A 13,476-nucleotide genomic window follows, 5' to 3' on the forward strand; every position below is an offset into this window, starting at 1 on the left:
ATTACTCACTTAACCCTGTTTTGTGCTCAATCTGGCTCACCGCCAGTTGAGCCACAAATTGTGACTGCAAAGCTTGTTTTGCTTCGTCCACGCTTTGTGGACCTGCAATATCTTTGGTTTGGATCATCTGCATGCCGGCATAACCACATGGATTGATCCTGGAAAAAGGTGACAAATCCATATTCACATTTAAAGCCAGACCATGAAAGGTACAGCCTTTTCGCACCCGCAATCCAAGCGAAGCGACTTTTTGTTCCTGCACATAAACACCGGGAGCGTCAGCTTTGGCATAGGCTGAAATACCATAAGAAGCCAAAGCTTTGATGATGACTTGTTCAATCAAAGTCACCAATTCACGCACACCCAACTTACGCCTTTTGATATCGAGCAACACATAAGCGACCAACTGGCCAGGACCGTGATACGTCACCTGGCCGCCTCTGTCGACTTGCACTACGGGGATATCACCCGGCATCAGCAGATGTTCTGCTTTACCAGCCTGACCCTGAGTAAAGACCGGGTCATGTTCAACAAACCACAGCTGGTCCGGACTTTGCTCGGTCCGCTCATCTGTATATTTTTGCATGGCTTGCCATACCTGAACATAAGGCTGGCGCCCTAAATCCCGTATCACTAAGCCTTGAGAGTCAACCACAACGAACTCCGGTTCAGTTGAAAGTGCCGGTATTATACCTGCTCTGCCAGCAAAAAGGGCAGTGCCACTCGTCAGATCACATAACGAACCAGTTCTAAACGGCCAAGTTCAGTGTACAGCAGTTCCATATGTTCTTTACTGGTGACTGTGACTGCGACACTGACAGAGTGATAATTGCCTTTACTGCTTGGGCGGACCTGTGGATTGTAGTCGTCGGCTTTGGCATGTTCTTGCAGCACAATTACGATATGATCTACCAGTTCTGGTACAGCGACGCCCAGCACTTTAAAGTTTACAGAGCATGGAAACTCTAAAAATTCATCAAAGCGGGTGTCTTTTACTTCAATTGTCATGATGTTCTGCTCACAAAAATAATCTTTGTCTATTCTAACAAAAAGTCCCGGACTTGCCGGGACTAATTTGGAGATGGACTGTGTTTCCATATCCGCAGTAATTGGAGTTGCAGTCAACGCAGCTGCAGCTTCAAGTACGAAAGGTATTACTGAAAACGCATTTTCACCATATCGACTAAACGACTGATGATGCCTGCTTGTTCAATATCTTCCAGCGCCACCAGCGGGAATTCGGCGATATCTTTGTCACCTAATTTCAGATACACAGTGCCTAATACCTGCCCCTTAGATATGGGGGCAATCAGTTCCTGATTCAATTTAAAGTCAGCTTTTAAATCTTTACGCTGGTTACGTTGTAAAGTGATAGGCGTTTCTGCCAGTACACCTAAAGTAATGATTTCTTTTGTGCCTTGCCATACACGCTGTTCAGCAAACTTTTCACCTGCTTTGTAAGGGGAGAAAGTTTCAAAGAAGCGGAAGCCATAGGTCAGTAACTTTTTGTTTTCGGCCTCACGGATTTTGGCGCTTTCAGTCCCCATCACCACTGAAATTAAACGCATATCGTCTTTGGTGGCTGAAGTGATCAGGCTGTAGCCCGCCTCTGAGGTATGACCCGTTTTGATACCGTCCACATTCAGGCTTTTGTCCCACAACAAGCCGTTACGGTTGTATTGTTTGATGCCGTTAAATACATATTCTTTTTCTGAGTAAATTTTGTATTCTTCCGGTGTGTCACGAATGAGGGCAACTGACAGCTTTGCCATATCACGGGCTGTGGTACGTTGAGTCTCATCTGGTAAACCATGGCTGTTGGCGAAATTAGTATTATCCATACCCAAACGTGTAGCATGTGCGTTCATCAGTTCCACGAAAGCCCCTTCAGTGCCGGCTATATGTTCAGCCATAGCCACACAAGCGTCGTTACCTGACTGAATAATAATGCCGCGGTTTAACTCTTCAACGCTGATGGTTTCACCCACTTCGATAAACATTTTTGATGAGTCTGAATACTGCTTAGCCCAGGCGTTTTCAGTGATAGTAACTGGATCCGATGGTTTTATAGTGCCGTTTTTGATTTCTGTACCGATGATGTAGCTGGTCATCATTTTCGTCAGGCTGGCAGGCGCTAGTAAGCCATCCGCATTACCCTCGGCCAACACAGCTCCCGTATGATAATCAATCAGGATGTAACCTTTGGCGTTCACTTCAGGAGGTTGCGGCGTCATTTGCGCTGCGGTCAGAGGGGCTGTTTGTCCGGCTGCTAAAAAACTGGCAACACCAAAGGAGCAAGCAATAAAAATTCTGGAGTACGTATTCATGAGACCTTTCTTATGTTGTTGAGCTGTGTTCATTCTTAAACGAAATTAGCCGTGGTGTTAGCCACAGCTTTTTTTATCTGTGATGTAAGCCGACGGATACTCGGCACTTCTAAAACGTTCCAGCCAGCTGTTCGCTTCGGCCGCTGATGGCATTGGACCCGCGAGTAACCGGAAAATTCCATTGCCATCGTTAATTTGTGTCGAAACCGACCATTGTTGCTGCAGATCAGCCCCTAATTGCTGTAGTTTTTCTCTGTTACCACTGGCAACCAGCTGAATAAAACAACCGGACACTTTAGGCCCTGCTGATGCTGCTACAGAGGTTGGAGCGACAACAGCTGGCATAGCGGCAGGAGCTGCAACACTGCCAGGTCTTGGGCTTGCTGGATTAGAGGCTATAGTGGTTTCTTCAAACTGATTGCTTCTGCTGCCAAGGCCCATGGCATAACTTTCCTGACTGGTCATGGCAGGTGAGGCTAACAGCTCCACCTGAACACGGGCTGTACCTTTGCCCATCATGCCAATTTTATAAGCAGCAGAATAGGATAAGTCGATCACTCTGTCCTGATGGAAAGGACCGCGGTCATTGACCCGCACTATGGCTGATTTCCCGTTATCCAGATTGGTCACTCTGACGTAAGAGGGTAAAGGTAAAGTTTTATGCGCAGCAGACATGGCAAAGACATTGTAAGTTTCGCCATTGGAGGTCAGATGGCCATGAAACTTATGGCCATACCAGGAGGCAATACCTGTTTCTTTATATTCCATCAAGTCAGTTCGAGGTGAATAATCCACGCCATAAATATTATAAGGTTTATTGCCACCGCGACTTAAGGCTTCTGCACGGGGTTCCGGGTCAGTCATTTCTAATAAGGTGGGAAGCCGATCCGGATGACTGTCAGTGGCTTGAGAATAGCGGCCTTTGTTTGGTTCTTCCCAACCTTGATTGGTTTGTGTAGAACCTGAGCTTGATTCTGGTGTTTGTGAACAGGAAGCCAGCATCAGGGTACAGCATAAAGCGCTTATTTTTTTTATCATAGGTTTGTTCTACTGCTGAGCTAAAAGTCGTTTATGGGTGCTGATTGACATTAGAATACCAAAACCAGCCATTAGTGTAACCATGGAAGTCCCGCCGTAGCTAATCAAGGGCAGAGGCACACCTACTACGGGTAACAAGCCTGATACCATGCCAATGTTAACAAACACGTAAACAAAGAAGGTCAAAGTGATGCTGCCGGCCAGTAGCTTACTGAAATTGTCCTGAGCGCGGCTCGAAATGATTAAGCCACGGGCAATGATAAAGGCATACAGGGTGAGCAGAAATAGTACACCTATCATGCCCAGCTCCTCGCTGAATACCGCAAAAATAAAGTCAGTATGACGTTCTGGTAAAAACTCCAGCTGCGATTGAGTACCATGCATCCAGCCTTTACCTTCAAAACCACCCGAACCTATCGCAATTTTCGACTGAATAATGTGATAACCAGAACCTAGCGGATCACTCTCTGGATTTAAAAAGGTCAGGACCCGGCGTTTTTGATAGTCGTGCATAAAAAATAACCACATAGTGTAAGACGCAACCGGGATGATCATGGCGATGGCGGTAATAATGCGCCAACTCATGCCGCCTAAAAACAGCACAAAAACACCAGCGACAAAAATAAGAATAGAGGTGCCTAAGTCCGGTTGTTGCTGGATCAATACTGTCGGAATAGCACACATGACAAAACCAATAATCAGGTGTTTAAATTTCAGCGGCAATGGATGAGAAGATACATACCAGGCAACAGCCATAGGTACGGCCAGTTTCATTACTTCGGAGGGCTGAAACTTCATAAAACCTAAATCCAGCCAACGCTGCGCGCCTTTGCCTATGTGACCAAAGGCCAGCACCATCACCAGCATAGCTGTACCAGCTAAAAACAGCGGAACGGCCCAAAAACTAAAGGTCTGAGGTTTCACCTGCGCCAGCAATAACATAGCGCCAAAGGCAATCAGAAGTCGTGTACTGTGCGCGGCCATCATATCCCAGTGCTGACCGCTGGCGCTGTATAGGACAAACAAACCGGTGCAGCACAACACCAAGAGTCCGGCAAATAAAGGGCCGTCCAGATGCAATTTCGCCAGAATTCCTTTGTGGGTCGGATCTTTTAACAGGGTCATGGTTGAGCTCCGGCTGCGCTTTGACGGGTAAAGTAATGATCCATCATTTTACGGGCTATAGGACCTGCGTTGGCACCACCACCACCGGCGTTTTCTAAGGCGACAGTGACCAGAATGCTTGGATTTTCAGCCGGAGCGTACGCTATAAACATCGCATTATCCCGGTGGATTTCCTTAATTGCATTGGCATCGTACTTCTGATTTACCGCCATATTAATAACCTGAGCTGTACCTGATTTACCAGCCGCGCTGTAGCTGATGCCTTTAAAGGCATTAAACCCTGTGCCTCCTTGTACCATCACTGTCTGACGCATAGCCTCTTTGGCAATACGCCAGTTATTGTGATCTTTAACTTCCATCGCAGTTTGTAACGGTGCAATCAGACTGGTGTCCTTTCCCTGGCTGCGGAAGTAGCGTCCCATATGAGGAGTGGGTCTTTGGCCATCATTGACCAGAATAGCGGTGGATAACGCCAATTGCATAGGAGTTACGCTCCAGTAACTTTGGCCTATACCCAAAGACACCGTATCACCTGGGTACCAGCTTTGTTTGTGTCTGGCTCTTTTCCACTCTTTAGAGGGCATCAGACCTGCGCTTTCTTCCATTACATCGATGCCGGTGCGGGAACCAAAGCCAAACTTTTTCATGTAATCAGAAATTTTGTCTATACCAAGCTTCACGGCCAAATCATAAAAATAAGTGTCACAGCTTTTGGTAATAGCGGTGTAGACATCAACCCAGCCGTGTCCCCATTTGACATGGTCACGGTAAGGACGGCTGTAATTTGGTAGTTTATAAAAACCAGGGTCGGGAATGCGGGTTTGTTCTGTCACTGTGCCATTTTCTAATCCCAAAACCGCCATATGCGGCTTAATAGTCGAAGCCGGTGGATATACACCCTGAGTCACTCTATTGACCAGTGGACGGTTGGGGGAATTCAGCAGCTCACGGTAATTTTTACCGCTAATACCATGTACAAATAAGTTCGGGTCATAACTTGGGTTACTGTAAAAGGCTAAAACAGCACCATCCCGTGGGTCCATAGCTACGATAGCTCCGCGGTTGTCGCCAATCAGTTCCTGGGCTTTTAGCTGCAGGCTCATGTCGATGGATAAAATTAAATCATCACCAGAGGTGGCTGGTTTAGAGTCCAGAATACGAATCACCCGGCCTCTGTTATTTACCTCCACTTGCTCAAAACCGACCTGACCATGCAGCTGGCTTTCGTAAAAACGCTCCAGCCCTATTTTGCCGATGTCACGACTGGCCGCATAGTTAGCACTAACGCCTTCTTCCTCGAGCTTCGCCAGCTCTTTAGCATTAATTTTGCCGATGTAACCTAAGGCATGGGTAAAGAGTTCACCAAAAGGATAATGTCGGGTTAAGCGAGCTTCTAAAGTCACACCCGGCAGTCTATGTTGGTTGACCGCAATAATGGCGACTTCCTGCTCTGTCAGATGCTCTTTGATTGCGATACTGACAAAACGTCTGTGGTACTTTACTTCTTTTAAAAACTCTTGCTGGCGCTCTGGCGTAATTTCAATCAGGCGGGCAATTTCAGCCAAAGTTTCAGGAATATTTTTCACTTGCTCCGGAACGAGTTCCACCGAGTGGATAGGACGGTTTTCCGCTAACAAAATACCGTTACGATCGTAGATCAGGCCCCGGTTCGGCGGCTGAGGAATAAGCTTAATACGGTTACCATCGGCACGGGTCATATAGTGTTCGTGCATCACCACTTGTAATTTGTATTGATTAAAAATCACCACACAAAAACAAATCAGTACTACAGCAAAGCCAAACAACGCCCTTTGATTAAACATCTGGCTTTCGGCTGCTGGATCCTGAATTGACGGGCGTTTTTTAATCATGGTTAGTCGCGGTGATAGACAAAAAGAGGATGGCTGATACTCCCACAAATCAGGGTTACAACAAAATCAAACAAAGCCTTTTGACTAAATAGCTGATTTTGTGATGCCAGAACCTGTGTAGGCGGGAGATGATTCATAATAATTATTCGCGATGGTAAGGGTGATTAGTACTGATACTCCAGGCCCGGTACAAGCTTTCTGCCAGGACAACCCGAACCATGGGATGGGGCATCGTCAGCGCAGACAAAGACCATTTACCTTCACTGGCTGCGATACACTCAGGTGCTAAGCCTTCAGGGCCGCCCACCAATAAACACACATCACGGCCGTCCATTTGCCATTGCGTCAGTTTTTGTGCCAGTTGTGGACTACTCCAGTTGGCACCTTCCACCTCCAGCGTGATAATGCGGGCACCTTTGGGAATCGCTGCCAGCATTTTTTCGCCTTCGGTTTCAAGAATACGTTTAATATCCGCATTTTTTCCGCGTTTACCAGCCGGAATTTCAATGAGCTCCAGTGGTAAATCGCGCGGAAAACGACGGGCATATTCCTGATAAGCCGTAGAGACCCAATCGGGCATTTTGGTGCCGACTGCAATCAGCATTAACTTCATGCTGTTAAACGCTCCAGAGTTTCTCTAACTGGTAAAAACTGCGGCTTTCTTCCTGCATCACATGGGCAATCACTTCACCCAAATCAATCAGTACCCATTCCCCTGAACCTTCACCTTCAATGCCTAACACACTGACTCCGGCTTTTTTCGCTTCTTTGACCAGATGATCGGCGATAGAACGGGTATGACGGTTTGAGGTGCCTGAACAGATCACCATAGAATCCGTCACATTGGATTTTTCTCTGACATCCAGGCTGACGATATCCTTGGCTTTCATGTCGTCCAGCTTGTCGAGGACGAAGGCTAATAAATCTTGTGCTTGCACTTTTAACTCCGGGGTCTAAAAACGCGACATGTTAACACTTTTTGTTGTGATCTTATATGCCGCTGTACAGCCTTTCTGTTTTTATATATTGCAGCACTTCGGCTGGTATTAACGGAGTAAGTTCGTCGCTTTGCTGGTTTTTTTCCAGCAATGCTCTGATACGGGTTGCGCTCAGATCCTGTGGAGGATTATCCAACAGCATAATTTTGCCTGCGTCCAACAAATGCAGGTCTTGCAGAGAGTTTGTGCCGTAGTGCTGCAGCAGCGACGGGCAATCACCATCTTCGGCTGAACTGCCTGGTCTTTGGCAGACCACCAGATGTGCTAACTGCAAAATATTTTGCCACTGATGCCACTGTTTAAAGTACGCCAATGAGTCCATGCCCATCACAAATAATAAGCCACCTCGCGGATACTGTTCACGTAATAAACGCAAACTATCGACAGTGTACGAAGGGCTATGTTTATTCAACTCGAGTGATTGAAGATGCACTCCCGGAATATGCTCAATGGCGATTTGTACCATGGCCGCTCTGTGTTCTGCGCTCACACCTGGGCTGGCTCGATGCGCTGGCAGATGACAGGGCATCAGTTGCACTTCCCGCACTGCACAGTGTTTTAACACGTACTGTGCGCAGGCTAAATGCGCCATATGTATGGGATCAAAAGTGCCGCCAAAAACGGCAAAAGCGCGATCAGGGCGTGAAGTCGGCATAACGCTGCTGCAATGAAAATACTTTGGAGACAGGGCTGACCAATAAACTGGTCAAATGTGCCAAAGCCAGTTCAGGGTTATGTAGCGCGCCGGATTTAAAAGCCCGGTCAAAGGCGGCTAGTTCCTGTTGCACGTACCCCAACCATTTAGCGGGTAAACGTGATACTGCTGTTTGGTACATAGGTTGGCGTTTAGGCCAAATTGCATTTTTTTTGAAAAAGTCCGCCAGCGGTTTGCCTTGCTGCTGGGCCAGATGCATTTGCATCAAGGTTGTGACTTCTTTTTGCAATTGCCAGGCAATAATGACAGGCTCAGTGTCCTGCTGTAGCAGACGGTCAAGACGGTGCAAAGCTTCATTTCCCTGACCTGCGAGTAAAGCATCGACTAACTGAAACACCGAAAAATGCGACTGATCCGCTAAATGTTGTTCCAATAGTTCTGCATCTATAGTGCCGCTGACCAGACTTAACCCCAGTTTCTCCAGCTCCTGTGCCGCTGCTAATAAATTACCGGCACAATGATGCTGCATTAGGGTAATTGCATCTGGGGTTAAGTGTAGTTTTAATGCAGAGGCGCGTTGTTGTAACCAGCGCTGAAACTGTTGATCATCCAGCGGATAAAACTGCACCTGAACGGCTTGTTCCGCTAAGGTTTTAAACCAGGCGGATTTCGCGTAATCATTGGCGTTTTTAGCGGCGTGTAACACCAGAATTAAATCCGGGTGTAATAACGAAGGCAACTGTTTTAATAGGTCACTGGCACCTGTCGGTAACTTGGCCGGCAGTTCCAGCTCAAAGACACGACGGGGTGAAAATAACGATAAGTTATTCAGTTCCATCAGAAAGTCGTTCCAGCTGAAACTAGTGTCCCAGCTGTAACTTTGCCGTTCTTCAAAGCCGTGTTTTTTCGCTGCAGCACGGATTAAATCTATGCTTTCCTGCTTTTGCAATGGCTCTTCACCAAACACCAGGTAAACAGATGTCAGGCTTTTTTGTAACTGTGCAGCAAGCTGATTGCTATACAGTTTCAGCATTAGTTAATCCTGTTTAACTGACGGATGATGCGGCTGGCTGCCTGACTTCTCAGTTCTTGCAGCAACAAATCCAGCTCTTTGGCTTTGGCAAGCGCCAGGTTTGGGTCGTCCTGATAGTCACGCGTCAGTTCAAACTGAAACTCCTGAATATCCTGTCCTGGTAATAGCACTTGATATTTCACCCGATAAATCAGTTCGTATTCTGCGACCTGACCATTAGGAAATAACGATAAGGTGCGACGCTCCAGACTATCCTGCTGTAGCATCAGGGCTGGTGCTTTAGGGTCGAGTTTTGTCAGCAATTTCACAGCATTACTTTCCAGCTGTTCAGACAACAGACTGGCCAGTTCCGAATGTTTTTTCGCGTCCACGAAAATAGCTGGATAACGCTCAAGCGGCAGGCTACCACGTAAGTGGAAGCCACAGCTGGTCAGAAGCAGGCTGCCAGCAAGCAGCAGCCCTGTCCACATCAGGTTTTTTTTCATTTTATCCTACGGCCAGACTCAGCAGTTTACCCGGCACATAAATCACTTTACGAATAGTGACGCCTTCCAGGAAACGCTGAACATTTTCTTCAGCATGAGCAAGTTCCAGTACTTGTGCTTCTGTCGCATCAGCGGAGACAGTCACTTTAGCGCGGACTTTACCGTTTATTTGCACCACCACCAGTTTTTCATCTTCCACCATAGCAGCTGCATCAGCCACTGGCCATGGGCTTTGCTCTAGTGCTGTTGCAAAACCTAACTCTTTCCACAGGTACTGCGACAAGTGAGGCGTGATAGGGTTTAGCAACTGAATTAAGGTCTGAATGCCTTCACGTTTCACTTGTTTATCGGCGTCCGTCTCAACCGGCGCTTTTTGTACTTTATTTGCCAGTTCCATAATGGCTGCGACAGCGGTATTAAATACATTACGACGGCCGATATCGTCAGACACTTTAGCGATAGTTTTATGAATATCACGGCGCAAGGCTTTTTGGTCGGAGTTTAATTCCAGCGATGTCACTGCTGTGCTGAACAGCTCTTTGTGTTCAGCCGCTAAAGTCCAGATCCGGCGTAAGAAACGGTTTGCACCTTCTACTGCTGAATCCTGCCATTCCAGGGTTTGTTCTGGTGGTGCAGTAAACATCATAAACAAGCGCACAGTATCGGCACCGTATTGGTCAATCACCAACTGCGGGTCAATACCATTGTTTTTCGACTTGGACATTTTGCTCATGCCAGCGGACAATACCGGCTTGCCATCTGCTTTTAAAACAGATGCTGTAATACGGCCTTTTTCGTCACGCTCCGTTGCTACATCGGCAGGCGAGAACCACTCTTTACCGCCGTTTTCAGTTTCACGGTAGAAGGTTTCAGCCAATACCATGCCCTGACACAATAAACGTTTGAAGGGCTCATCACATTGGACTAAACCTACGTCGCGCAACAGTTTATGGAAAAAGCGTGAATACAATAAATGTAAAATCGCGTGTTCGATACCACCAATATATTGATCAACCGGCAGCCAGTAGTTGGCTTTAGCCGGGTCCAGCATGGCTTTGTCATGATCCGGGCTGCAGTAACGGGCATAGTACCAGCTCGATTCCATAAAGGTGTCGAAGGTGTCTGTTTCATGCAACGCAGCCTGACCTTGATAGGTCGTTTTTGCCCACTCCGGGTCGGCTTTGATCGGTGAGGTGACACCGTTCATGACTACATCTTCAGGTAAACGTACCGGCAGCATATCCTCTGGTACAGGCACTTGAGTGCCATCTTCCAGTGTCAGCATAGGAATAGGTGAACCCCAGTAACGTTGACGGGACACCCCCCAGTCACGTAGGCGGTAATTCACTTTGACCTGACCAATACCCATAGCAGTTAACTTGTCGGCTATGGCATTAAAAGCAGTGGTAAAATCTAAACCGTTAAATTCGGCAGAATTCACCAGCACACCTTTTTCAGTAAAGGCAGCAGTGGTTAAATCACAGACAGCAGTACTGCCAGCTTCGGGCTGAACCACTTGTTTAATCGCCAGACCGTACTTAGTGGCAAATTCAAAGTCGCGCTGGTCATGACCCGGCACCGCCATCACTGCACCTGAGCCGTAATGCATCAACACAAAGTTAGCCACCCAAACCGGGACCTGTTCGCCTGTTAAAGGGTGAATAGCGAATAAACCGGTAGGTGCGCCTTTTTTCTCCATAGTCGCCATATCGGCTTCAGCCATTTTTCCGCCCTTGCAGTCGTCAATAAAAGCCTGTAACTCAGGGTTATTGACCGCAGCTTGTTGGGCTAATGGATGCTGAGCCGCCACTGCTACATAAGTAACACCGTATAAAGTATCAGGGCGGGTGGTGTAAACCGTCATGGTCTGATCTGAACCTGCGACTTTAAACTCGATCTCTACGCCTTCAGAGCGGCCGATCCAGTTTTTCTGCATGGTTTTAACTTGCTCAGGCCAATCGTCTAACTGGTCTAAGTCTTGTAGTAATTCTTCAGCGTAATCAGTGATTTTAATAAACCACTGCGCCAGTTCGCGCTGTTCTACTAATGCACCAGAGCGCCAGCCGCGGCCGTCAATCACTTGCTCATTCGCCAGAACACACTGATCGACAGGGTCCCAGTTCACCGTGGCCATTTTTTTGTAGACCAGACCTTTTTCAAACAGCTTAGTGAAAAACCACTGTTCCCACTTGTAATAGTCCGGTTTACAGGTCGCCACTTCGCGATCCCAGTCGTAACCAAAACCTAAGCGCTTCAACTGGCCTTTCATATAGTCGATATTGGCGTAGGTCCATTTGGCTGGTGCTGTTTTATTGGCAATAGCAGCGTTTTCAGCCGGTAAACCAAAGGCATCCCAACCCATAGGTTGCATCACGTTTTTGCCTTGCATACGCTGGAAACGGCTGATCACATCACCTATGGTGTAGTTACGCACGTGGCCCATATGTAAACGACCACTTGGGTACGGGAACATGGAGAGGCAGTAGTATTTTTCTTTTGAAGCATCTTCTACTACTTTAAAGGCCTTTGTTTGTTCCCATTCCTGTTGCAGCTGCTGTTCAATCAACTGCGGATTATATTGTTCGTGCATTAAAAACCTTCCAACGTGAAGTCAAAACCAGACCGATGAAACCGGCGGGAAAAATTGCCGCTAGCATACCGCAAGCGGGGGGGGCGCAACAACAGGCACTCTGAGGAATATCACTATTGTGCAGCATAAAATATCGCGCAGCACAAAAAGCCCCACAGCAGACAGGCCCTGTTGCGCTTAGTCTGTTGTGGAAGAGGGCAAAGCGTTCAGCACTTTACCTACCAGTTGATTGAGCTCATCGCCATTGCCTATCCAGCGTGCGATCATCAGCAGATCGTTTTCTTTGTCGATGTAAATAATATTTCGGCCAGCGCCCTGAAAAGTCACTGCGGTTTCGGGAGCACTTGGTAAAGCCTTCCGGCCCGGATTTAAGAACCAGTTGGCAAAACCATATTCAGGGTTCGCTGAGCCACCTGTGCTGGCAAGGCGGATCCATTCTTTGCTGATCAGTTGCTTGTCCTGCCACTTACCATCCCGTAAAAACAGATAACCAAAACGGGCTAAATCCCAGGCATTAATAAACATACCGCCACCCCAATGGCCGCCACCGGATACCGATTGCATCTTCTGACCATCCAGCTCAATCCAGCTGTTGTCATAGCCATACCAGCGCCAGGTCGATGAAGCGCCTATAGGCGTCATGATGTGTTCGTTCAATACTTGCGGCAGAGGTTTACGCCAGACATACAAGGTCGATAATGCCAGCAGGTTGACCCGTACATCGTTGTATTTGTAATAACTGCCCGGCGTACGTAACGGCCGATGTGGCCAGTCAGCCGGTGTTTTGCCTTCAGGTCGGTCAGCCCAGTCGGGTTTGCCCCACAAGGTACCTTGCCAGTCGCTGGTTTGACGCAGCAGATGATCCCAGCGAATTTTGCTGTTGTGTGCGCCTTGATATAAATCAACGCCATGAGGCATGTAGCTGCTTACTTTGTCCTGCAGGTTATGAATTAAGCCTTGTTGCCAGGCCAGGCCTGTTACCGTAGTTAGAAAAGTTTTGGTGATGCTGTGGGTCATATCCACAGCCTCTGTATCGCCCCACTGAGCTATCACGGCGCCTTTGTAAATAATGATGCCGTTGGCCGGAGCCCGGGTTTTCATCGGGCCGATAATTTGATCGTAGGGCTCTTTAGCGCCAAAAGTGGTGGCCTGAACTATGGCCTGATCCGGGTCTGCGTTGTTTTCGGCTTTGATGGCGTAATCCACCGCTTGTTGCAGTAGAACGGTATTTACCTTTAATTCGGCGGCTGGTTTTTGTTGCCATTGCCCGGCCGGAGGAAAGTACTCAGCGCTGTTGCTGGCAGAGCTAAAGAGTAAAGCCACGGTGGTAAAAGCAAAATAAAGTTTCATTAAC

13 protein-coding genes are annotated in these 13,476 nt (G+C 47.6%); all 13 read right to left on the reverse strand.

Annotated elements, in window-relative coordinates; translation table 11 throughout:
- Window position 1: 1 nt before the first annotated feature.
- Entirely contained in the window at window positions 2–655 is a 654-nt protein-coding gene (lipB, locus tag IEW88_RS16575; protein ID WP_147905176.1) for a lipoyl(octanoyl) transferase LipB, read from the reverse strand.
- Window positions 656–726: 71 nt separating this feature from the next.
- Complete coding sequence (ybeD, locus tag IEW88_RS16580; RefSeq protein ID WP_053422724.1) at window positions 727–1,008, reverse strand: DUF493 family protein YbeD; 282 nt, start codon at window positions 1,006–1,008, stop codon at window positions 727–729.
- A gap of 146 nt (window positions 1,009–1,154) precedes the next feature.
- Entirely contained in the window at window positions 1,155–2,327 is a 1,173-nt protein-coding gene (locus IEW88_RS16585) for a D-alanyl-D-alanine carboxypeptidase family protein (RefSeq protein WP_053422752.1), read from the reverse strand.
- Between the two features lie 57 nt (window positions 2,328–2,384).
- Window positions 2,385–3,365: a septal ring lytic transglycosylase RlpA family protein gene (locus IEW88_RS18820; protein WP_147905175.1), complete on the reverse strand. Its 981-nt coding sequence runs from the start codon at window positions 3,363–3,365 to the stop codon at window positions 2,385–2,387.
- Between the two features lie 9 nt (window positions 3,366–3,374).
- Window positions 3,375–4,490, reverse strand: a complete 1,116-nt coding sequence (gene rodA, locus IEW88_RS16595; RefSeq protein ID WP_147905174.1) for a rod shape-determining protein RodA — start codon at window positions 4,488–4,490, stop codon at window positions 3,375–3,377.
- Window positions 4,487–6,361, reverse strand: coding sequence for a penicillin-binding protein 2 (gene mrdA, locus IEW88_RS16600; RefSeq protein ID WP_053422721.1), 1,875 nt, complete (start codon window positions 6,359–6,361; stop codon window positions 4,487–4,489). The genes rodA and mrdA overlap by 4 nt, the downstream gene beginning before the upstream one ends.
- A gap of 142 nt (window positions 6,362–6,503) precedes the next feature.
- Window positions 6,504–6,974, reverse strand: a complete 471-nt coding sequence (gene rlmH, locus IEW88_RS16605; RefSeq protein WP_053422720.1) for a 23S rRNA (pseudouridine(1915)-N(3))-methyltransferase RlmH — start codon at window positions 6,972–6,974, stop codon at window positions 6,504–6,506.
- Between the two features lie 4 nt (window positions 6,975–6,978).
- Complete coding sequence (rsfS, locus tag IEW88_RS16610; protein ID WP_147905173.1) at window positions 6,979–7,299, reverse strand: ribosome silencing factor; 321 nt, start codon at window positions 7,297–7,299, stop codon at window positions 6,979–6,981.
- Window positions 7,300–7,351: 52 nt separating this feature from the next.
- On the reverse strand, window positions 7,352–8,014 hold the full coding sequence (gene nadD, locus IEW88_RS16615; protein ID WP_147905172.1) for a nicotinate-nucleotide adenylyltransferase: 663 nt from the start codon (window positions 8,012–8,014) through the stop codon (window positions 7,352–7,354).
- Complete coding sequence (gene holA, locus IEW88_RS16620; protein ID WP_147905171.1) at window positions 7,995–9,047, reverse strand: DNA polymerase III subunit delta; 1,053 nt, start codon at window positions 9,045–9,047, stop codon at window positions 7,995–7,997. Before holA ends, nadD begins: the two co-directional genes overlap by 20 nt.
- Window positions 9,047–9,532 (reverse strand): LPS-assembly lipoprotein LptE, encoded by a 486-nt coding sequence (locus IEW88_RS16625; RefSeq protein ID WP_147905170.1) that lies wholly within the window; start codon window positions 9,530–9,532, stop codon window positions 9,047–9,049. The genes holA and IEW88_RS16625 overlap by 1 nt, the downstream gene beginning before the upstream one ends.
- A gap of 1 nt (window position 9,533) precedes the next feature.
- Window positions 9,534–12,122, reverse strand: a complete 2,589-nt coding sequence (gene leuS / locus IEW88_RS16630) for a leucine--tRNA ligase (protein WP_147905169.1) — start codon at window positions 12,120–12,122, stop codon at window positions 9,534–9,536.
- Between the two features lie 177 nt (window positions 12,123–12,299).
- Window positions 12,300–13,472, reverse strand: coding sequence for a serine hydrolase domain-containing protein (locus IEW88_RS16635; protein WP_147905168.1), 1,173 nt, complete (start codon window positions 13,470–13,472; stop codon window positions 12,300–12,302).
- Between the last annotated feature and the right edge of the window lie 4 nt (window positions 13,473–13,476).

It is taken from the genome of Rheinheimera tangshanensis (assembly GCF_014645135.1).
Classification (GTDB): Bacteria; Pseudomonadota; Gammaproteobacteria; order Enterobacterales; family Alteromonadaceae; genus Pararheinheimera; species Pararheinheimera tangshanensis.

Excerpts from the sequence above, each read along its gene's own strand:
- rodA (WP_147905174.1), bottom strand. The coding sequence starts at position 4,490 with ATGACCCTGTTAAAAGATCCGACCCACAAAGGAATTCTGGCGAAATTG.
- IEW88_RS18820 (WP_147905175.1), bottom strand. The coding sequence starts at position 3,365 with ATGATAAAAAAAATAAGCGCTTTATGCTGTACCCTGATGCTGGCTTCC.
- mrdA (WP_053422721.1), bottom strand. The coding sequence starts at position 6,361 with ATGATTAAAAAACGCCCGTCAATTCAGGATCCAGCAGCCGAAAGCCAG.
- IEW88_RS16625 (WP_147905170.1), bottom strand. The coding sequence starts at position 9,532 with ATGAAAAAAAACCTGATGTGGACAGGGCTGCTGCTTGCTGGCAGCCTG.
- holA (WP_147905171.1), bottom strand. The coding sequence starts at position 9,047 with ATGCTGAAACTGTATAGCAATCAGCTTGCTGCACAGTTACAAAAAAGC.
- IEW88_RS16585 (WP_053422752.1), bottom strand. The coding sequence starts at position 2,327 with ATGAATACGTACTCCAGAATTTTTATTGCTTGCTCCTTTGGTGTTGCC.
- IEW88_RS16635 (WP_147905168.1), bottom strand. The coding sequence starts at position 13,472 with ATGAAACTTTATTTTGCTTTTACCACCGTGGCTTTACTCTTTAGCTCT.
- nadD (WP_147905172.1), bottom strand. The coding sequence starts at position 8,014 with ATGCCGACTTCACGCCCTGATCGCGCTTTTGCCGTTTTTGGCGGCACT.
- leuS (WP_147905169.1), bottom strand. The coding sequence starts at position 12,122 with ATGCACGAACAATATAATCCGCAGTTGATTGAACAGCAGCTGCAACAG.
- rlmH (WP_053422720.1), bottom strand. The coding sequence starts at position 6,974 with ATGAAGTTAATGCTGATTGCAGTCGGCACCAAAATGCCCGATTGGGTC.
- ybeD (WP_053422724.1), bottom strand. The coding sequence starts at position 1,008 with ATGACAATTGAAGTAAAAGACACCCGCTTTGATGAATTTTTAGAGTTT.